The organism is Acutalibacter sp. 1XD8-33 (assembly GCF_003612555.1).
Lineage (GTDB): Bacteria > Bacillota > Clostridia > Oscillospirales > Acutalibacteraceae > Acutalibacter.
Genome location: NZ_RAZF01000026.1, coordinates 13,649 through 32,423, shown reverse-complemented (window position 1 = coordinate 32,423; position 18,775 = coordinate 13,649). Strand labels below are relative to the sequence as shown.

Annotated in this window: 22 protein-coding genes; all 22 read right to left on the bottom strand. The window is 53.3% G+C overall.

Annotated elements, in window-relative coordinates:
- Positions 1 to 5: 5 nt before the first annotated feature.
- The 22 genes from D7X94_RS13855 to D7X94_RS13745 all read right to left on the bottom strand — a co-directional run bounded on the left by D7X94_RS13855 (position 6) and on the right by D7X94_RS13745 (position 18,758).
- A complete protein-coding gene (locus D7X94_RS13855) occupies positions 6 to 437 on the bottom strand; it encodes a four helix bundle protein (protein ID WP_120428261.1) in 432 nt (143 codons plus the stop codon).
- Positions 438 to 657: 220 nt separating this feature from the next.
- A complete protein-coding gene (locus D7X94_RS13845; RefSeq protein WP_120428259.1) occupies positions 658 to 1,542 on the bottom strand; it encodes a phage tail protein in 885 nt (294 codons plus the stop codon).
- Positions 1,543 to 1,545: 3 nt separating this feature from the next.
- Complete coding sequence (locus tag D7X94_RS13840) at positions 1,546 to 2,289, bottom strand: phage tail protein I (protein WP_120428258.1); 744 nt, start codon at positions 2,287 to 2,289, stop codon at positions 1,546 to 1,548.
- Complete coding sequence (locus tag D7X94_RS13835; protein ID WP_120428257.1) at positions 2,282 to 3,412, bottom strand: baseplate assembly protein; 1,131 nt, start codon at positions 3,410 to 3,412, stop codon at positions 2,282 to 2,284. Before D7X94_RS13835 ends, D7X94_RS13840 begins: the two co-directional genes overlap by 8 nt.
- Positions 3,399 to 3,719, bottom strand: coding sequence for a hypothetical protein (locus D7X94_RS13830; RefSeq protein ID WP_120428256.1), 321 nt, complete (start codon positions 3,717 to 3,719; stop codon positions 3,399 to 3,401). The genes D7X94_RS13835 and D7X94_RS13830 overlap by 14 nt, the downstream gene beginning before the upstream one ends.
- A gap of 12 nt (positions 3,720 to 3,731) precedes the next feature.
- Positions 3,732 to 4,133 (bottom strand): phage tail protein, encoded by a 402-nt coding sequence (locus D7X94_RS13825; RefSeq protein WP_120428255.1) that lies wholly within the window; start codon positions 4,131 to 4,133, stop codon positions 3,732 to 3,734.
- Positions 4,134 to 4,136: 3 nt separating this feature from the next.
- Entirely contained in the window at positions 4,137 to 4,469 is a 333-nt protein-coding gene (locus D7X94_RS13820; RefSeq protein WP_120428254.1) for a hypothetical protein, read from the bottom strand.
- Entirely contained in the window at positions 4,469 to 5,749 is a 1,281-nt protein-coding gene (locus D7X94_RS13815) for a phage late control D family protein (protein WP_243111322.1), read from the bottom strand. Before D7X94_RS13815 ends, D7X94_RS13820 begins: the two co-directional genes overlap by 1 nt.
- Before the next feature lie 23 nt (positions 5,750 to 5,772).
- On the bottom strand, positions 5,773 to 5,985 hold the full coding sequence (locus D7X94_RS13810) for a tail protein X (RefSeq protein ID WP_120428252.1): 213 nt from the start codon (positions 5,983 to 5,985) through the stop codon (positions 5,773 to 5,775).
- A complete protein-coding gene (locus tag D7X94_RS13805) occupies positions 5,978 to 9,166 on the bottom strand; it encodes a phage tail tape measure protein (RefSeq protein ID WP_120428251.1) in 3,189 nt (1,062 codons plus the stop codon). Before D7X94_RS13805 ends, D7X94_RS13810 begins: the two co-directional genes overlap by 8 nt.
- 78 nt (positions 9,167 to 9,244) lie before the next feature.
- On the bottom strand, positions 9,245 to 9,850 hold the full coding sequence (locus D7X94_RS13800; protein ID WP_120428250.1) for a hypothetical protein: 606 nt from the start codon (positions 9,848 to 9,850) through the stop codon (positions 9,245 to 9,247).
- A gap of 288 nt (positions 9,851 to 10,138) precedes the next feature.
- Positions 10,139 to 10,549, bottom strand: coding sequence for a phage tail assembly protein (locus D7X94_RS13795; protein WP_120428249.1), 411 nt, complete (start codon positions 10,547 to 10,549; stop codon positions 10,139 to 10,141).
- Between the two features lie 85 nt (positions 10,550 to 10,634).
- Positions 10,635 to 11,150, bottom strand: coding sequence for a phage major tail tube protein (locus tag D7X94_RS13790; protein ID WP_120428248.1), 516 nt, complete (start codon positions 11,148 to 11,150; stop codon positions 10,635 to 10,637).
- A 13-nt stretch (positions 11,151 to 11,163) separates the two neighbouring features.
- Positions 11,164 to 12,621 (bottom strand): phage tail sheath family protein, encoded by a 1,458-nt coding sequence (locus tag D7X94_RS13785; RefSeq protein ID WP_120428247.1) that lies wholly within the window; start codon positions 12,619 to 12,621, stop codon positions 11,164 to 11,166.
- A gap of 2 nt (positions 12,622 to 12,623) precedes the next feature.
- Positions 12,624 to 13,310, bottom strand: coding sequence for a hypothetical protein (locus D7X94_RS13780; protein ID WP_120428246.1), 687 nt, complete (start codon positions 13,308 to 13,310; stop codon positions 12,624 to 12,626).
- Positions 13,301 to 13,780, bottom strand: a complete 480-nt coding sequence (locus D7X94_RS13775; RefSeq protein WP_442857915.1) for a hypothetical protein — start codon at positions 13,778 to 13,780, stop codon at positions 13,301 to 13,303. The genes D7X94_RS13780 and D7X94_RS13775 overlap by 10 nt, the downstream gene beginning before the upstream one ends.
- Positions 13,781 to 13,790: 10 nt before the next feature.
- On the bottom strand, positions 13,791 to 14,351 hold the full coding sequence (locus tag D7X94_RS13770; RefSeq protein ID WP_120428244.1) for a hypothetical protein: 561 nt from the start codon (positions 14,349 to 14,351) through the stop codon (positions 13,791 to 13,793).
- The gene (locus D7X94_RS13765; protein WP_120428243.1) at positions 14,348 to 14,686 is read right to left on the bottom strand and encodes a hypothetical protein; all 339 of its coding nucleotides are present in this window, start codon (positions 14,684 to 14,686) and stop codon (positions 14,348 to 14,350) included. Before D7X94_RS13765 ends, D7X94_RS13770 begins: the two co-directional genes overlap by 4 nt.
- Positions 14,683 to 15,741 (bottom strand): major capsid protein, encoded by a 1,059-nt coding sequence (locus tag D7X94_RS13760; protein ID WP_120428242.1) that lies wholly within the window; start codon positions 15,739 to 15,741, stop codon positions 14,683 to 14,685. The genes D7X94_RS13765 and D7X94_RS13760 overlap by 4 nt, the downstream gene beginning before the upstream one ends.
- A 15-nt stretch (positions 15,742 to 15,756) precedes the next feature.
- On the bottom strand, positions 15,757 to 16,080 hold the full coding sequence (locus D7X94_RS13755; RefSeq protein WP_120428241.1) for a hypothetical protein: 324 nt from the start codon (positions 16,078 to 16,080) through the stop codon (positions 15,757 to 15,759).
- Positions 16,081 to 16,093: 13 nt separating this feature from the next.
- Positions 16,094 to 17,254 carry a head maturation protease, ClpP-related gene (locus D7X94_RS13750; RefSeq protein WP_120428240.1) on the bottom strand — a complete coding sequence of 387 codons (1,161 nt, stop codon included), beginning with the start codon at positions 17,252 to 17,254 and terminating at the stop codon, positions 16,094 to 16,096.
- Entirely contained in the window at positions 17,199 to 18,758 is a 1,560-nt protein-coding gene (locus D7X94_RS13745) for a phage portal protein (protein WP_199715124.1), read from the bottom strand. The genes D7X94_RS13750 and D7X94_RS13745 overlap by 56 nt, the downstream gene beginning before the upstream one ends.
- Positions 18,759 to 18,775: the final 17 nt, after the last annotated feature.

Here is an 18,775-nt window from a genome sequence, read left to right as displayed (position 1 = left end):
GGGCTTTATCGCCGCGCCGGGGTCCCTCTCTGCATAGTTGCCGCCCTCTGCTGATCTTGCTTGCGCCACTTCGCCGTCATGTACTTAACGTCCAAAACGGCTTTTGTCCATGCGGCGCATTGATCGTTTGAAATAAGTTCCAGTTCAAGGGAAAGTTCAATCAGAAAAAGGACTGTCTTGCATTTTGTCAAAGCCTTTTTCTGTTCGTATCTTCGTTCCCGGAACTCTTGCAGGTCGGCAAGGTCAAGTTCGTTTGCTTCCTGTATATGCTGGAAAATATCAATCGTCAGGTCGTGTAATCGGTTCACAATAGTAAAGCGATACTTTTTCGGAAAACGCCTGTCATTCGTCATTCGGAATGTATGCTTTACAAGGTCTTTCGCCTTTGTGATTATGGTAAATTCGCTTTGTTCAGCTTGTTTCGGCGGCGGGTTCATTTCAAACACCGCCTTTCCCTGATTCGCGCAACCTCCGCCGGGTTCCCGTCAAACGTGAACCCGTGTTCTGTGACAGTAAGAACCGCCCGCGCCCCGGTGTAGGTTGTCCCGCTGATCGTCAGCACGTCAGCGGCCCCGCACCGTTCGCAAGGCGGTTCAATTTCTGTAAACAGGTTCCCAATTATGCAGGACAGTTCCCGGCGTGTGCAAGCATATTCCGTCAACATTCGATTCTCTGCCGTTCCGCGTTCCAAATACCCTTAGTCAGAATGATTCCGTCAAGGGAATCAAAAGACACAAGAAACGGGTTCCCGGTAATGTTATTGAAAAGTCCATCTTCCACACGGGCAATGCGGCTTTCAAGGCCCGCGGCAAGATTCAGGGCTTGCGCCGCGTCCTCTGCCGCCTTTGCCGCTGTTTCAACCGCCGCGCTCCATGCGGCCTTTTCTTCCGCCGAAACGTGAATGTCTGCGTCCTCTGTATGCTCGATCAGGCCGGAAATAGCCGTGTCATAGTTTCCCATTGTGGTGGGGTTCACGTGAATATCGCTGTTGTTTACATGGGCGTTCAGGTCGGTAACGTCCGCTTTCTGCTCGAACTTTGCTTCATGGGCCGTCTGCGCGGCGTTGTGTTCCTGAATGTCCTTTTTCGTCGCGGTCAGGGCGTAGGGGTCAACGATGAACGTAATAATTCCCGTGTTTGAAAACTCGATGTGCATTGTCACTTCAACTTCGCCCGCCGCGCCGCTGGTAATTATGACTTTTTCCGTGTCCGGCGTGTTGCAAATGGCAATCGTGTATTCGCCGTCGTCCAGAACCGCCATTTCGCGGATAGTGAACCCGCCCACGTCGGAGGGGATAACCGCTATAACGTCAATCATGTTCGGGGAATCAGGGTTGACGGTCACGCTGGACACGTCCCCGCGCCAAGTTTCATTTTTTAGGCCCTGCATATCTGCCGACGGCACGTAATAGGCCCCGCCGCCGTCGCCGACGGCAAGGGTTGTCAGGTTGATTTTTTTACCCTCCAACACCGCTTCGCGGGTTCGCATGGTCCCCACGTCGGTTACGATAGTTCCGAATTTTTTTGTCGTTTCCTCTGGCATTGTCTATCCCTCATTTCTCAAAGGTTGAATTTGAAGCTTTCGCGTCTGCTGTGTGTAGCCGCCGAAAAGCATTGACCCGCTGGACGTGATGAAGTTTGTAAGCGACGGATTGATTTCAAGCCGCGTCGCAAACGTCGCAACGGCCCCGACAAACACGGTTGCTTCCTCTGTGAAGTTGTCCGCCAAATACGGCCACACTTCAAGGCGGGTTCCGATTGCGTGATACCCGGCGACGTGAATTGTCGTCGCTTGCTCCATCTGGTAACTGATCGTTTCCAAATGGGAACGCAAATTTTTATAGAACCGCACCCGCTCCAATACTGCCGCTTGCTGTTCGGCTGTCACGCCCTCCGCCGCACCGATAATCACTTTGAAGCGGAACGGGTCGCCGCCGTACTCGAACCACTCTTGAACCTTTGTGCCAGGGAATACGGCTCCCAGCGCGGTTTCAACGGCGTACTTTGTCCCCAGCCGCCTGTGTACCCTTACGCTGTCTTTAATAGTCCGCCGTTTTACCTCTATCGGGTAAGAATAGTCGTACCAATCGACGTGGAGATCATAGGCCAAAATATCAAGGGTCTGTTCGTCCAGTTCGTCAATGCGGGCATAGATTATGTTTTGCTTGATCTGCCGTGCCGTGACCTGTAATTGCTCCGCTATGGTCTGTGCAAGCGCAAGCATATTCGGGTCGTTTTTCAGGGCGGGCGGAAGCGAACGTGTAAAGTCGATTGAATACAGGTCATTCACTCTCTGCACCCCCGTTCACCGCCGACGCGCTCCCGCTCAAAAGCGCAACCGCATTGTCAGGAACGACGGCAAAGGCCGGGGAACGGATTTCAACGCGCTTTGCGCCCGCTTGCATAAGCAGGGCGGTTAAATAGGACGGGTTCACGTCCCGCCCCATTCTTGCCCCCTGCCATTCGCGGAACGTCTGAACCGCCGCGGCGATATTTGCCGCCACCGTTTCCGCGCTTACCGCTCCGCCCTCTTGCGTGTAATAGGTGAAGTCGATAGCATACGAAACCGTTTCAGGGGCCGCAACGGTAACGTGATCGGTCAGGGGGCGCACATTGTCCGCGTTCAGAATGTCCGAAACGGTTTTCAGCATTTCCGTTCCCGGCAATTCGCCCCCTGCAAGCAGAACCCGCACGTCAACTTCCCCCGGTTCCGGGGAAGTTGCTTTCACGTCCACAATCAAGGCCGACGCGGTTTTTGCGAAATACTCATAAGCCCCCAGCGGCCCTGCGGTCGAAAAGGTTTCCATGCTCTCCCGCATTCGGTCATAAAAGGCCGCGTCGCTTTCCTTGTCCGCTCCGCCGTCCGATTCGGACACATTTTGCACGGTTCCAAAATACGGGAAGATGTCTACAAGCTGATTGATCTGTCCCGGAACGAACCCGTTTCCGATTTCCCCCGCGGTCAGGCATTCCGCGGCAACGTCCCCGCTTGTGTCGCCCGCAAGGATTGTCAGGGTTTCCAGCGTTTGAAACATGATTTCCCCGTCAACCGTTGCGCGTGTCCCCGCCGGAATGATTGTCGCAACCTCCAGCGGAATGGAAAGCGTGAACCGCAACGTCGTTTTCGCCTTTTCCGGCTCCAAACGGTAAGCGTCTTTGAATATCTCTGCAAGGGAATCTAAATATTCCCCCTCTGCATACCGCGGCACGTTTTGTTTTGCCGAAAAATCAATGTTGACCCGCTCTTGAATGATAATGTCCGCCACCCAAAGGATAAACAGACGCGCGGGGTCTGCCGGGTATAGCGTCCGCCCCGTGAATGCTTCGTAAGACTGAATCAGGGCGTTTTCAAGTGTCGCCGTGTCCGTGTCTACAAAGGAAATTTCGGGATAGCCCCGGTTATTCGTCGTCAATTATGTTCACCTCCACAACTGGAATCAACGCGCCGGGCCGTTCCCCTAATTCAAAAGTCACGTCGCCGATCTGCGCCCGTGGTTCGTATTGTTCCACCGCTTCTAAAACCTCTGAAATCAGGATAGGCTGGGCCGTCTGAATCGGCTTGTCAAGAAACCGTTGTGCCATGCCCAGCCCCCTGTCAAGAGGAACGGAAAATTTCGGGGTCGAGATAATGACCGCTACATTCTGCAAAATCTCTTCTTCCCGTGTTGCGGGCGCAAGATTGATTTTCGTTAAGTCGTAGGCTTTCACAATGTACGCCATTTTCTCACCCCTTTATCTGCTGGAATATGATTTCATTGTTACGCTTACTTTTGAAACAAGCAGATTGCCGCGGTTGTCGTAACGGTCAAGGGAAGTCGAAACTTTCGTAATAACCCACTTGTTTGTGCCGTAGGCTTTCGGCCCGATGATAAGCGGGTGAACTTCTCCCCGGCGCATTGCTTGAAGCAGTTTTGCAACCTCTGAAATGGGATTCACGCCTAAAAAGACGGAAAAGAACATGGAAAAACTCATGCTTTCCACTTCCCGCCCTGTGTACTCCAAAAGCGGCTCTTTCAAATGCCTGTCATGGGTCGAATACTTCGCGCCGCTGTCCCATTTCAGGCCCGTAAACGTCTTTACTTCATTTCTGGAAACGGCAAAGGTAATGTCGCCCCAGCACCCGATCAAGGCCATTTCTTAAATCCCCCCAATCACGAACCCGTCGCCGTCGCCGTTTGGCAAGTAGATACAAAGCACAAAATCGCCGGGTGACGGCAACCACGGCTTTATAATCAAGTCGTGCTTGTGGCTTTGAAAGGCCGCGTCGCCGCTCCCGCCGCTTTCGTACTCCGTCCGATACGGGGCGTAATATTCGGGAACCCACGGCGGGTTTTTAAGCACTTTCAGCGGGCCGGAAACGAACGTGTCGCCCTTGTCCTTAAAGGTAACGCGGGCGGTCCGTTCCGCAATATCCACGGACGAAACCCAGCCCGCTCGAATAATATTCTTTAATGCGGTTAGTTCGCCCATTAGTAACCCTCCAAGACGCGCCGCAATGTGATATTAGTTTTATAGCCGCTCGACGAAATCGTGTGCGACGCGGTTTCGATGATGTACTTTCCGTCGAACGCTCCAAACCCCTCAACTTTGACAGTTACCCCCGCCACCAGCCGCGCGTCGCCCGCAAGATTAAAGCTTGCTTTGAACTCTTGTGAATTTTTTTCGCGCAACCGCTTTTTTGCAAGGGTCAGGGCTTCCGCATTGCTTGAAACCTTTTCGTTTACCTCCAGCACCTGTCCGCTTCCGTCCTTTTCTGCGTCAGGGGCCTTGTAGGTTGCTTCATAGGTCGTTTTTGAAGTAGGGTCCGTATACTTGACCCGGCAACTGCTGTAAGCCGTGTCGTGAAAGCTGGTCCCGAATGTATATTTTGAATAGTCGCCGTCGCCGCGCTTGATCGTCCGCACCGCGTCTTTTTGCTCATACGCCGCCGCGTCGAAAAGAACAATCATTTTCGCGGTAACTTTTAAGGAAATTCCCGCGGCTTTGCAAAGCCTTTGCAAAAATACAATGTCCGATTCTGTCACTTGCTCCCGGCGGTTGTAAAGCGGGTCAAAATCCGATTCAAACAGGCATTTCAAGCCGTTTGCGGCGGCTATTTCGTTTGCAATGCCCGAAAGCTTGATTTTCTCCCATGCCTTTGTCTTTTTCTGTGTCCGAATTGTGGAAGTATAGGGGATTGACCCGGCCTTGATTGTGACTTTCGCGGGCGGGCCGTTGCCGTCCACGCTATCAACCTGAAAAACGCCGCAATCAAGAACCCGGTCTTTCCCGTCTGATTCCCAATTCTTTTGAATGATAACCGCGGAAATCTCCGCGCCCTTTGCGCCGCCGCTCTGCGTCATGGTGTCTTGTTTTGCCGCAGTCTTTGTTACTTGACTTTCGGCGAACCACCCCTTTTGATCGACGTGGATGGGGTATGGAATACCGCTTTTCAAGTTCAGGTGTGTTATTTTCCCCTGATAGTTTGAAAGCGTCGCGCCGGGGTTGCCGTTTCCGTAACTGCTATATTGCGGCCTGCCGCTTACGGTTACTTCGTCGCCGATCTTCCAGCCGCCGCTTTCACTATCTTTCTTTGCCGGGGCCGGGGCGGGCTGTGCGTCGGCGTTCAGCCAATCGCCCAGCCACACGCCCTCCCGGTCGTCAAGGGATAATTGCAAATCGTCTGTTTTATCCTCTTCGTTGTCCGTATAGGTCAGCGAAAGCAAGTGTTTGTTAATGTCCGCCGAAATGTCCACGCCCTCAAAGGTCAAGCGGACCTCTGCCCGTCTTGCGTTCATAGCGTCCGCCCCCTTTTCCACGGCGGCAACTCTGCCGGAATCCGCGCTTCCGGCTCTGGAATATCAAGCGTGATTCCTGCGGGGAAAATGACAAGGCGGCGAAACTGTGGGTTCGCTTTTATCAGCTTGTCGGTATAGGCTTCGTCGCCCAGCGTCTTGTAGGCGATTCCGTCCCACATATCCCCGGCAATGGTGGTGTATTTAGTCATAGTTCCGCCGCCTTTCGTCCTCTTCCTGTTGCTTCATGCGGTCGTCAAACTCGTTCAAAAGTCTTTCGTCCCGCTCGTTCAATATTGCTTCTATGTCCTCCGCCTGTGCGTCGCTTCCAACGTGGAAAACGGGCGCACTGTGAATGACGATACCCGCGCCCCGCGGCTCTGCCGCTGTCACGGACGGGGCCGACACGCCACCCGCTCCGACGCGTGCCGCCGAAAGCGCGGCTTGCAGTAGAGGAAGCAGAGTAACAACCGTCGTTCCGTCCTGCGCTTCGCGGGCCGCGTTGATGTTGTCAAAGATTCGCCCGGTCTGCGCCGCTGTAAACACGGTCCGCCCGCGGGCGTTTGTGATAAGTTCTGCCCCGGCTTCACCCGCAATGAATGTGTCGGGGGTAAATCTTGAACCTTTCGCCAGCGCGGGAATCAAGGGAATATTGATACCTTTTCCGCCGATTCCGGGGACCCAATCGGGAATTTTAAGCCTGTTCAGCCCGCCGATCACGGTATTTATCACATTGATAATTCCGTTTACAACGCCTGTGCAAATGCTCTTGATTGATTCCCATATACCGCTGAAAATGCTTTTCACACCCTCCCACGCTTGCTTCCAGTTGCCTGTAAAAACTCCCGTGATAAAGGTAATTAGCCCGCTCAAAATCTGTGTCAGCCCGTCTATAATGCCGGAAATCATTGTAACGGCTGTCGCTAACTGATTCCCGAACAACTCTGCCACCATCTGAATAATAGGCATAAGGGCTTCAAGTAACTGTTGCAGTAATGGCAGAATCATTTCTACCAGCGGCATAACCGCCGAAACCACCATCATAATCAGGTCGATCGCAACGGGCAAAATCCCGTCTATGATCTGCTGGATAATCGGCATTAGTGCTTCAAGTAGCTGTTGCAGAATGGGAAGCACCGCTTCTATAATCTGCATGATGATGGGTACAAGGGTTTCGACAAGCTGAATCAGCACGGGCAAGATCGCTTCCACAATCTGCCCTATGACGGGCAATAACTGTGCGATAAGGTCAAACAGTACGGGAAGCACCGTTGCAATGATTTCCCCAATTAAAGGTACAATTTGTTGAATCAGGCTCCCAATAACGGGAAGCAGGGAAGTTGCAAGCTGTCCGAACTGGTCTAACAAGCCCGGCAAAATTGCTTTTAGCTGTTCCACAACGCCGATGATTGAATCGAACACGGCAACGCCCGCGTCGCCGAAATGCTCTTGAAAGAAATTGCGGGCATTCCCCATATTTTCACCGCTGAAAACGCCCTTGATTGCCGCGCCGACGTTCTGAATCACGCCCCACACTTTATCAAAGACGGCCAGCGCACCGTCGCCGAATGTCTGTTGAATCCAGCCGCGCACTTCTTCAAGGTTGCCGGAAATCAGTTTGATTGCAAGGGCAACGCCGCCGATTATGCCGACAATGGGCAAAAGCTTTCCTCCGATACCTCCTAACCCCGAAAACAGGCTTTTTATACCTCCGCCCGTTCCGGCAAATGCTTTTAACTTCGTGAATGCGCCTTGAACCGCAAGAACGCCGCCTTTGATCTCCAAGAATCCAAGCTTCCCGGCAAGCGCGCCGACTTTCAGGCCCGCAAGGGCGGCGGCAACTTTAACGATAGTTGACAACAATTCCGGGTTTTCCTGCGCCCATTCCGAAAACTTCGTGACCAGCCCGGACAGTTTTTCCGCCGCGGTCGTCACATAGGGTAAAAATGTGTCGCCCAGCACAATTCCCAAATTAGCTATCGCATTTTTGGCTTTTTGCATTTTGGATTCTGCATTGTCCGTCGCGGTTGCGAATGCTGTTGCCGCCGCCCCCGACGCGCTATACATTTCCGCCGTTTTGCTTTTGAAGTTGTCGGCTTGTTCTCCGGCAAGGGCCAGCACCGCTGTTTGGGCTTCAACAGAACTGAACAGCTTTGCAAACGCAAGTTCATCACCGCCCACGCTTTGCCTTAAAGCGTCAAGTGCGCCTTGCAATCCCTTACTTTCCAAAAGGGCCTTGCCGTTCGCATATCCCAGCTTCTCCAGCGACGCTGTCATATCTTTGGAGGGCGACAAAAAGCCCTGCATGGTCGCCTTTAGCTGTGTTGTGACCTCTGCCGTGCTTCCAGTTACGCCCGTAAGCGTTGCCATTGCCCCGAATAAATCTTCCTGTTTTAGGCTTAATGTAGCCGCAAGAGGAATAACCTTGCCAACCGACGACGCAAGTTCCGGGAATGACGTTTGCCCCAACTTAACCGTCTGAAATGCTAAATCGGCAGCTTTTTGCTGTGCTTCTGCGGATATATCGCCATAGCCTTTTGTTACTGCGGAAAGTAGGTTAATTGAATCTGTCGTTGTTGCTCCGCCTGCTGTTGCGGCCTTTGAAGCAATTTCAAGCAGTTTTGCGCTTTCTGCTGTATCTCCAAAGGCGGATATAACTTGATATAAACCGTCTGTCAAGTTATCGGTTCCCGCCCCGGTTATATTGGAAATACTGATAACACTTTTCTTTAACTCTGCGATTCTGCCCGCAACGTCACCGTCAAGCAAAGTCCCGACGTTTGACATCTGCTTTTCAAACGCCATTGAACTTTTAACAGGCCCAGCGTAAATCGCCGCACCGACGGCGGCAAATGCTCCAAGCGTCCCGTTCAACCGCGATTTTGTTTGTGCTATGGCTTCATTGTTCTTTTGCTGTGCCTGTGCTATGTTCGCAAGGTGTTCCTGATTCTTTTTTATGCGTTCGTAGCTTTTAGCAAGCTTGTCATTTTCTTGACTTAAACGGTCGGTATTTATTCCTGCTTCGCTTAGTTCGCTTCCAAGCTGTCCCAGCCGGGCTTCCTGTTCCTCGATTCGGGCGGTTGTCTGTTCAATCTGGCGGGCGTTCCGCTCCATCTTCTGCCGCAAGGCTTCCGACGGTTGTTCCGTTTGGCTCATTTCGCGTTGCAAACGGTCGTGTTCCTCTGTCAGTTGCGCCAGCTTGTCCTTGTTCGCTTGCAGGGCCGCGCTCTGCTTTTGGAATCCCTCGATCTTCCCGGAAAGTGTGTTGATTTTGGAAAGATTTCCTTGTAACTGCCTTGAAGCGTTCATTGCGCTGTTAAAACTAGAATTAAACCCGCTTCCCAGCGTAGCTTGCAGTTTGAAAAGCAATTCAAATTCTTTTCTTCCCGCCAAATTTTCACCCCCTTTTTATGGCATGAAAAAGGCAACCACCCGGAATCCCGGCTGGTTGCCCCATACGATTAGGCCGTTTTATTTTTTTGCGCCATAGAATAACAGACGTTTTCCGTCCATCTGCTTTGTCATTTTGCCGTCCTGAATAAGCGCGTTTAGGGCCTTTAGAACCTCTGCTTGCTCTTCCTCAGCAAATAAGGCGTAGATTTCTTTTCGCATTACGCCGTCATGTTCACTTGCGAATTTAAGAATCTTACGCTTCTTTGCCGCAAACGCCTTTTTCTTTGCCTGTTCCTTGTCCCATTCCGCTTTTTGCTGTGGATAGTCACGTTCCATGTAGGTCCTGTATGCCGCTTCAATGCGCGGCTTTATGCCTGCGCAATGATTCAGAAAATAGGTACTTCCATACGGGCCGCATTCAGCGCAAAAATCTTCCAGTTGATCGCATAGTTCAAGGGCTTTTTCATACGCCTTGATCTGATCGGCGGGGTTGTCACTTTCCACCCACGTTGCGTCATCGATTTTTTCTTGCAGACGGTCGATTTTCGCCCCGTACTGATCTTCAAATGCGTCCTCTTCGTTTAAGCCTGCCCAATGTGTCATTTTAGGCGGAATCGCTCTTTGTTCCTGCGTTTGGCGTGAATCTGGCTGTTTTTGGGAAAACAGTTTTGAGAAAAGCCCCATACGCAACAAACCTCCTTGAAGTTTTGATATGCTAAAGGTGCGATATATTCTTATCTTTAACATATTCTTAACTCTATTATAGGCTTATGCGTGTAGGTTGTCAAGGTTCCTACCCCCTTTGCGCCTGTTCTTTCCTTGCGCGTTCTCTGTCCTCCGCGGCGGCGGCGTTTATGTCACGAATCCACGTCATAATTTCCGCCGGGGTCATATCTAACCAAAACGGAATCGGCGTGTTCGTCGCCCGTGCAAGGCGGTAACATTCCCGCCGCCACCAGCGGGCCGGGCTTTTTAATAGCCCGTAGACAGTAAAAAATCCCGCGCCGCATTGGTAATGCGGTTAAATTCGGGCAACGGCATAGCGTCCAGCACGTCGCTTCCGATACCCGCGGCCCGCGCCGCCAGCTTGCTCTGGAAGTTGCGGGAGATTTCGGGCGAAAGGGCGTATTCGTTGTTCATCTGCATTTCGGTTTCAATGGCCACCATGTCCCGCCCGGTCAACCGCTCGAAATTGAACGTCAATTCGGTGTAGGTCGCGCCGCTGTACTCAAAGGGACGCTTGAACTTGTGCGTATAAACGCCCACGTCACCCCCTGTGGCCTTTCCCGCCGCTTCCGTGGTAGATGTAGGGGTGGCGGCTTCCGCCGCTCCTGTGGCCTGCTCTGCGCCGATTTCGGCTATATTTGTTACCTTGTCGCTCATCGTCTTTTCCTCCGATTCAAAATTTCATATTTTCAGATACATAAAAAGGGCATAGGAAAGCCCGGCGGGAAAATCCCTGCCGGGCTTACTTGCCCAACGCCTTTCGTACTTCCGCCAAGTAGTCAACGCCGTTGATAAAGTAAATGAAATTCAGAATGTCGATTTCCATGACCTTTTCCCCGTTGATGTACGTGGCGAAATAGGTTGCCGCATACTCCCCGGACGCTTCCGCGGACGCGGCGGGGGCAAGCTTGCCGGGGGCAAACTTCGTCGGCGTTACCATCAGGACGTGTTTTACTGCCTGTTGCACGTGTTTTCCCGCTACATTGTCCCAATACTGCTGGGACGCGCGGAGATCAAGCTGGTGGTTACGCGGTTCGTTCAGCTTGATTGCATACGGGGTCACTGTGCGGAAATTCAGCGTCAGCGTCATGGATTCAATTTGACCTGTGAACGCGCCGTTGAATGCGCCGGAAATGCCCGCGCCCTTGACCTCTTCCGCAATCTGCGAAACTTCGGGAAGCGTCACTTCCGCCATGCCGTAAAATTCGGTTGCGTCCTCATATACGGCAAAACTGTTAATGCCTATATCTGCTCTCATTGTTGCTTCCTCCTTACGCCGTCAACGCCGCGGAAACATAGTCCACGTCGTATTCAAGCACAAATTCGCATTCTTTCATAGGGCTGGGCGGGGTCATGAAGATATGGAAAACGGCCTTGCCCGCCATAAGCGCAACCGTGCTGTTTTCGTCCTCTCTGAACTCGACGCGCCCACCCAGCAGCTTCTCTTCATTGACAAGGCCGTTCAGCCAAATATTGACCGAATCAACAATGCTGTCGATCAGCCGACGGGTCATTTTCTTGTCAACCTTGCTCCAATAGGTCAGAATCAGGGAATTTGCAACCCAGCCGAACATACGGGAAACGCACGTGAAATAGTTCTTCACGTCGGTGTCAGCCGGATAACAGGCGGTTTCGTTGCCCCAAAGCACATAGCCGCCGATGAAGTTCAACGCGGTAACAATGCCGTTGCTGTTCAGGTAGTTTGCGTTCTGCAAGTCAAGCAGAATTTCCGTTCCGTCTGCAAGAACCGCGCTGTCGATCTGCAAAAGCTTATTCGACGGGCTTTCCGCCGGACAACCGCCGTTGTCCGAATCGGTCTGCCCCATGCGGCCCGCCATCTGTACGGAAAGATGAAAAAACCTGTCGCCCAGCTTCACCATAGGCCAGCAAAGAATCTGCCCTTTGTTGTTGATGTTCTGTGCTTTCTTCCACGCGGGAACGTCTGCATAATGGGTCGCTTCCGCCGTGTCAACGTCAATCAGGGCTTTTCCCTCGAACACGCCGTTGATCGACGCGGCCTTTGCAACCATGACCGCCGCAACCGTGGATTTATGGGACCAGCCGGGGCAAAGCACCAAATCGGCGACAATCCCATATTTCGGGAAAATGGAATCGTACAGTTCAAGGCCCGAACTCTTTTTCGTGTTCGTGTCAAAGCCGCCGATGATTTCATTTTCCGTAATCGCGGCGGGGTCCACCGCGTCAAACGAAATTGTCAGTTCGCCCGTGCTTGCGGGAATCGCTCCGTCCTCCAGCACTTCAAGAATCAGGCTTTCGCCCTCATAGAACAGGTCGTAATCTGTCCCAGCGGCGTAATACCGGCTTTGCCCCTCTGCCGCGCCGTTGTTCTTTACGCGCACGGTTTCTTTCAGGGCTTCAAGGGGCAAAAGAACCTTGCTGTCGCTGATCGGATAGTTCTTTTCCTCTACCGCCTTTTTGTGCTTTGCGGGGTCAAGGATATTGACGAACACGACGGGGGAAACGCTATAAAGCTTGAATTGCGAATAGATCATTTCGCAAAGCGGGTATTTCTCCCAATCGTCGCTATACCCCAAAGCGGAAACCGCTTCCGCGTAATTCTGAACCATGACAGGCTCATTGACGGGGCCGCCGACGGTATGAACCGGGGCCGCTCCCACCACAAAAGCAACGCCGCAATCAGCCGTAACAGGGGTCGAAAGCGACGTGTCAACCTGTCTTGTCGATACACCGTGATAATAGTTAGGCATGATTAAACCTCCTTATTTCCGCGCATTGCCGAAACAATGTCGCCGTAATGCTTGTGGGCGATATTTCCGGGGGTTTTCACCTTGACGGAAAATGCCGCCAGCTTGTCCGCCGGAACAATCAGTTTTTCGATCTGCGGGTAATCTTCCAGCGCGTCGGAAAGGTAATTTTTCACGTCCTCGAACGTCCCGCGGAACACGGTATTTTCTTTCAGCCGTCCGCGGGGAAGCGACGGCCCAGCGTAAACAAACAGGTTATACCCCTGCGGGGCTTCCTGCTTGCCCTCTAAGGGCTTTTCCGGCTGGGTGGTGTTGTTATCCTCCCCGGCTCCGTCGCTGTCCTCTGTGCCGCTCTGCGGGCCGTCTGTGGGGGCCTCTCCGTCGCCCGCCCCGTCGCCGCCGTTTTCGTTCTCTCCCGCTCCGCCGCCGGGCGCGTCCTGCTGGCCCTCTGTGCCGCTCTGTACGGCGTTTTCTCCGCCGGGGGTGTCGTTACCCTGCCCGGACGTTCCGCCGTCCTCTGCGCCACTCTGCGGGCCGCTTTCGGGCTGTTCTGCGGTTTGTGCCGCTCCCGCCGCTTTCAGCGCGTCCATGATCTGCGCTCTTGTCATGCTGTCGTCGGCGGCAATTCCGTTCAAAACGGCGATTTCCAGCAATTCGTCTTTCTTCATGCTGGGCTTAAACTCTATTGCCATATCCTTTGAACCTCGCTTTCTATAATTGGCATACTCCAATTAGTCATCATTTCGCCCAAGTAATACGGGCGCGTGCTGTCCGGGTAAACAATCGTTTCAAGGGGCGGGCGCAAAATATACCGATCTGCAATCATACCGTCGCGCATGAAAGCAATTTTAATTCGGGTCAGCAGATTTAGAACGCACCGTGCGCCCTCTTCCGCGTCCTCTGAATACGTCGCGGCAACGATTCGCACCATGCAAAGGCTTTCGGGGTGTTCCCCCGGCTCCTGCGTGTCGTTGCTCTTGATGTACTGCAAAAGAACATAGGGAATCCGCTTTGTTTCCGCGCCCTTGTCAGGCAACCGCATTGTATAGACTTCCGGCGGGCGTTCCTTGTGTTCTCCGCTCTTCCTGTCTACCCGAACGGGCAAAATCAGGTCTTTTGTTTCCTTTTCGATGAACGCTTTCATTGCGTCCAGTAAATCCAAAGGTGTCATACTACCTCCCGTACCCGTTCAGAATGCGGGTTATTTCATGCTCAACGCGCTTGTCGATGGTGTCTTGTGCCGCTTCCTCCACCTTGTCAAGCACGTTTTCGTTTGCCATCATGTGCGCGGTTGACGGCCCGAAAAGCTGTTCGGAGGAATCGCGCCGCCGCGTCATTCGTTCAAATACGCCCACACCGTACTTTCCCAAATTAGCGACGAAAGCGTGTTCCAGCCGCTTTCCGCCCTCTGCTTTCAGCACCGAAACGGAAACCGTCTTTTGCGCCGGGGCCGACGGGGAAACCTTGAATCGTTTTAGCGGAATGACCGTCCCGGCAAACTCGATTGAACCCACCAAGTCGCCCGCGGTCGCCCGCTTCATCTTCATGTTTTGATTCGCGGTAATGTCCCCTTGCTTGATGTTGTACGTCTGCCGGATTTCTTTTCCCGATTGCGATCGCACCGTACCCAGCGCACGGTTTATCACATTGAAAAGAACCCGGTTCGGCGCACCGTGCAAATCGCCCAAAAGCAAATTGACCCGCTCGATCTGTTCGTTTGTAATCTCAATCATTCTTCCGTCAACCCCTCCAAGTAAAGCACAATTTCCCCAGCTTCCGGGTGAACCTTTGTAATCGTGTAAAGGTCGTCGCCGATCTCCACGGGTTCACCTTTTTTCGGGGTTCGTTTCAGCAGGGAAAGGGGAACGTACATGACAAGATCGACAAGAACCAAGCCGTCTACATGGTCCGTAGACGGCTTTTTCCTGTCCTGTGCGCCGCCATCGTCAATAATGACAGGGCCTTTATAGCGGGTCCCTGAAATCCAAAATTCGATCACGTCGGCGTGTTCGGTGCTGTTGTGGAATACCGCCGTCAAATCCCGCTCGACTTGCGCTTTGAAGTTCATACAAGGCCCTTTGCAACGAACCAGCTATTGACCTCATGCGGCACGGTCAGCGGGCGGCTGTTCAGTTGCAGGAAACGGCGGTCAGGCCGACGCTCCACCCATGTCTGCGGCACTCTGTCGCCCTCCACAGTCGCAAAGCCCTTGCCCTCTTCGGGAATCATGGTAATTGCGCCGTAGTAAATGGAATAGTCCGCTTCAGTGGAAAGCAAGGCCAGCGCACCGTCGGGAACCAGCGGTTTGTCCTGCGGCGCGGCGGGGTCTGTCCAGTCGTCAAGGAACCATTCGTTATACTGGTAAATATCCAGCCCCAGCTTGTGAATGGTCCCGATGTAGGTTACGCCGTTCGGAAGCTGGCGGGGCTTGATAACTGCCAGATCATACGCCCGCACGTCCAAAACGTCCTTGACTTTCGGGTGTTTGACGAACGCGTTTGCAACGTCTTTCGCCATAATGCAGACGTTGCAGTTAATGAAACCGTTTTTCTGCACGGTTTCGTGCCACCGCTCAATGTCGGCCAGCGGGTCGGACGTGTCGGCGGACCATTTCAGCGCGTCGGTCACGACGGTTTCGGTATTGCTGAAATCAAAGTCGATCACTTCGTTCAGCCCCTCGCCGATAATGGGAATCTGCCCCGTGAAAAGGGCGGTCGCCGCCATCCACTCTTCCCGGCGTACGTTCATTTCGTCCAGTTCGCGGAAATCACGCGCCAGCTTTTCAACGGCCCGTTCCGCGGGGGTTCTGCCGCTATACGGGTTTTCGCCCGCGGCCCTCTCCAGCAGATCGTCAACGGTCGTAACCTTGTTCGGGGCAAGCATGGGCGGGGTATAGCTCTTTGTCTGATACCCATTGTTCGGAACCGTCCTGCCGCCGATTTTCGGGTGAACGAACGGGGCAAGGGCGCGGTTTCCTTTCCTGAAATCCACGTCAACGCTCTTTGTCACGAACGTCTGGCGGTTCTTGAAAAAGGTGTCGCGGAAAAACGTATGCACGGGGGGCATACGCTCCACAATTTTCCCCATTGTGCGGGGAGTATAAATGCTTGTTTCGATAGCCATTTTCTTTTCCTCCTATCACTTCAAAAAGATTCCCAGCTTGCGGAAAGCGGGTTTCAGGGCTTCGACGGTTACGCCGTCTTGCAACGGCAACGCGTCGGCGAAAAATTCGCCTGTCAGACAACACACAACGCCGCCGTCGGTGCTGTCGTCTGCCGCAATACCGTACAAATCAGCCAGCCCGTCTGCCGTGGCTTCGCTGATTCCGTCTGCGGTCTTAATAACGGGGGCATATTTGCGGACGGTTGCGCCGCTCTTCACGTCCCCGGCTTCCGTTACAACGGGAAAGTCGCCCGCAAAGAAATTCACGGGGCTTGTTTGGTCCTTTTGGATTTCATACATGGTGTTTTCCTCCTTATTTCGCCGCGGGGAAAAGCTTGTCAAGAACCGCGTCAACCTCTTTGTCGTCGTCCTTGTCCGCCGCTCCCTCAATTCCTGCGCCCGCTCCCACGTCGCCCGCGTTGCTGTTCTTCGCGTCGTCGGCGCGGTCCTGAATGTACTTGCCGCCCTGCTTGCGCTGTTCAGCGATAATCTTTTTCGCAACGTCGCCCGCCGCGGTCGGCTTCGTGAACTTTGCTTCGTTCACAATAGCTTCAAAGCCGGGAAGCGCCACTTCTTCAATGTCCTGAATCCGTGTGCGCTCCGCCGCGGTTGCCGCTTCCTCGATCTGCTTTGTCAGTTCAGGGAATGCCGCTTTCAGGTCGGCAACCGTCTTTATGTCCTTGATTCCGTCCATGTTCTGATCGCTCCTTTTCGGTTCTGTTTTAGATTTTGTATTTGAAAAACCGCCCGGCGTGTGGGTCGCAAGGCGGTTTAACAACGAAACGGGCATATTCGGGAATTGTTCAAGGTTCATTGATACGCTGTTTACAATGACCTTTGCGGCGTTTTCAACGGTCGTGTCGGCTTCCTCAAACATAAGCCGATCACAAAAGCCCGCGTCAACCGCCTGTTTCCCGTCAAACCATGTTTCCGCCGCCATAATCGCGGCGATTTCTTCCGCGGCCTTGCCCGTTTTCAGGGCATAACCGTTTATAATGCTTTGTTTTATCACTTTCAATTCTTCCGACGCTTTCGCAAGGTCAGCTTCGTTGAAGTAACCTAAAAGGCCGATTGCCGGGTCATGCACCATGAACACGCCGTTTCCCGGAATCTCGATCACGTCGCCCGCCATTGCAACGATTGTCGCCGCGGACGCGGCCCAGCCGTCGATCTTGACCGTGATTTTCGCCGCATTGTCTTTCAGCCGGGTATAAATGGCATTTGCGGCGAACACGTCCCCGCCGCCGCTGTTGATTCGCACGACGATTTCAGGGACGTTCCCCAGCGCGTTCAATTCCTCCGTGAATTGCAGGGGCGTTACTTCGTCGCCCCACCATGTTTCGGAAGCAATGTCGCCGTATAAAATCAATTCCGGGGCGGCGTTTTCATCCGCCGCGGCCCGGAAATCCCAAAATCGCTTATTGCCCCCCTTGCCCTGTGCCGGGGATTTCGGGTTTTTCTGTTCCTGCGCCATCTTGTTTTACCTCCCTTAATGCTCTTTCTTCGCGCTTTAACTGTGCAATGTTGCGGTCATAATCGGACCCGTTCATTTCCATTGCTTCACGTCCACGGGTAGAAAAGCCGTTTTGCACCCGCTTTTCTGCCGCTGTGACTTCCTGAACAGGATTCAAAAGCCCCTGCGCGGGGCCGTTCCATTCCGCACCTGTGAAAGCCTTTCGCCTGATCGGGTCACTAAAAAAGCCGGGCGCGGGGATTCTTCCCTTTGCGACGGCTTCCGCGAACCATTCTTCATAAATCGGCTGGCAAAAGTCATTCGCAAGCCATGTCCGATACATTTTGAACATTTTCCATGCTTCCAAAAGCGCACCCCGCGACGCGCTATACGACGCGTTGAAATTCTTTACCAGCAGTTCGTAAGGGATTTCAAGGGCCGCGCCGATCTGTCGGCAAATGGCAACCACGAACCCGTCAAAGGCTGTGTTCGGTCTGCCGGGGTTTACGTCGTGGGCCTTTTCGCCCTCGTTCAAGTCCATAATCAGGCCGGGGGCAAGTTCAATCGAATTTTCGTCCCCCGCGTCCACCTGATCTTCCGACGAAACGACTTCGCCGAAACCGCCGTCGCTGGACGCTGATTCCTTTTCGATGAAGATAGCAAACAGGCCAGAAACCACGGCGGCGACAAGTTCCGCCTCTGTATAGCGGCCTAACTGTTTTAACGCTTCAATGACCGGGGCAAGGAACGGCACGCCGCGTCGCTGTCCTATCCGTTCCCGGTTCATTATGTGAATCACGTTCCGCCGCCCCGTCTTTTCGCCCCATGCTTCAACCCGCGTCCAGCCCCTTTCGGTCATATCGTATGACAAGGGATGGTGTTTGCTGATATGGTATGCGACGACTTCCCCCGCGTCGTTTGTTTCAACGCCGCCGACAATGTGCGGGTCAAGTGTCCCGTTTGGATTGCTTAACCTGTCCGCTTCAATCAGGCAGATTCTAAGGTCATAGGGCATATTTACCCGCGTTGTAATGGGAAGCGTCGCTATAACGTCGCCGCTCATAAGCCAATTCAGGAAAGCAAGCTGTTGTAATTCATAGAAATTGTCCAGCCGCTCCAAATCGCACGCCGGGGAATCAGCCCACAAAGCAAATTCCCGTTCGATCTTGCTTTCAAGTTCCCGCGCGGCTTCCTCTGTCATTCCCAAAACCTCATAATCAACTTGACTTTTCAGTTTCAGGCCGGAACCGACGACGTTTGTTCTACACGTTTTCAACGCGCCCGTTGCAAGGGGAACCCCCATGTAAAGATCGCGGCAACGCTGGCGGAGGGTCGAAAGGTTTTCTTGAATGTCCTCTTTTGCTGAACCGCCGCCGTATGTCCAGCCGATCATGCCTTTTTTGGTATGCGACGCGCCGTAATTGCTATACCCGCTGTCCAGAATTTCCAGCTTCCGGCGGGCCGCGGCACGTTTCACCGCCGTTTGCGGAAATACGGCGGCAACCGCTCTGTCAAAGATGTTCAAGGCGTTTCACCGTCCTT

Bases quoted from the DNA above. Each gene is read 5' to 3' on its own strand.
- D7X94_RS13855 (WP_120428261.1), bottom strand. From the start codon at position 437: ATGAACCCGCCGCCGAAACAAGCTGAACAAAGCGAATTTACCATAATC.
- D7X94_RS13845 (WP_120428259.1), bottom strand. From the start codon at position 1,542: ATGCCAGAGGAAACGACAAAAAAATTCGGAACTATCGTAACCGACGTG.
- D7X94_RS13830 (WP_120428256.1), bottom strand. From the start codon at position 3,719: ATGGCGTACATTGTGAAAGCCTACGACTTAACGAAAATCAATCTTGCG.
- D7X94_RS13825 (WP_120428255.1), bottom strand. From the start codon at position 4,133: ATGGCCTTGATCGGGTGCTGGGGCGACATTACCTTTGCCGTTTCCAGA.
- D7X94_RS13820 (WP_120428254.1), bottom strand. From the start codon at position 4,469: ATGGGCGAACTAACCGCATTAAAGAATATTATTCGAGCGGGCTGGGTT.
- D7X94_RS13810 (WP_120428252.1), bottom strand. From the start codon at position 5,985: ATGACTAAATACACCACCATTGCCGGGGATATGTGGGACGGAATCGCC.
- D7X94_RS13800 (WP_120428250.1), bottom strand. From the start codon at position 9,850: ATGGGGCTTTTCTCAAAACTGTTTTCCCAAAAACAGCCAGATTCACGC.
- D7X94_RS13795 (WP_120428249.1), bottom strand. From the start codon at position 10,549: ATGAGCGACAAGGTAACAAATATAGCCGAAATCGGCGCAGAGCAGGCC.
- D7X94_RS13790 (WP_120428248.1), bottom strand. From the start codon at position 11,150: ATGAGAGCAGATATAGGCATTAACAGTTTTGCCGTATATGAGGACGCA.
- D7X94_RS13785 (WP_120428247.1), bottom strand. From the start codon at position 12,621: ATGCCTAACTATTATCACGGTGTATCGACAAGACAGGTTGACACGTCG.
- D7X94_RS13780 (WP_120428246.1), bottom strand. From the start codon at position 13,310: ATGGCAATAGAGTTTAAGCCCAGCATGAAGAAAGACGAATTGCTGGAA.
- D7X94_RS13770 (WP_120428244.1), bottom strand. From the start codon at position 14,351: ATGATTGAGATTACAAACGAACAGATCGAGCGGGTCAATTTGCTTTTG.
- D7X94_RS13765 (WP_120428243.1), bottom strand. From the start codon at position 14,686: ATGAACTTCAAAGCGCAAGTCGAGCGGGATTTGACGGCGGTATTCCAC.
- D7X94_RS13760 (WP_120428242.1), bottom strand. From the start codon at position 15,741: ATGGCTATCGAAACAAGCATTTATACTCCCCGCACAATGGGGAAAATT.
- D7X94_RS13755 (WP_120428241.1), bottom strand. From the start codon at position 16,080: ATGTATGAAATCCAAAAGGACCAAACAAGCCCCGTGAATTTCTTTGCG.
- D7X94_RS13750 (WP_120428240.1), bottom strand. From the start codon at position 17,254: ATGGCGCAGGAACAGAAAAACCCGAAATCCCCGGCACAGGGCAAGGGG.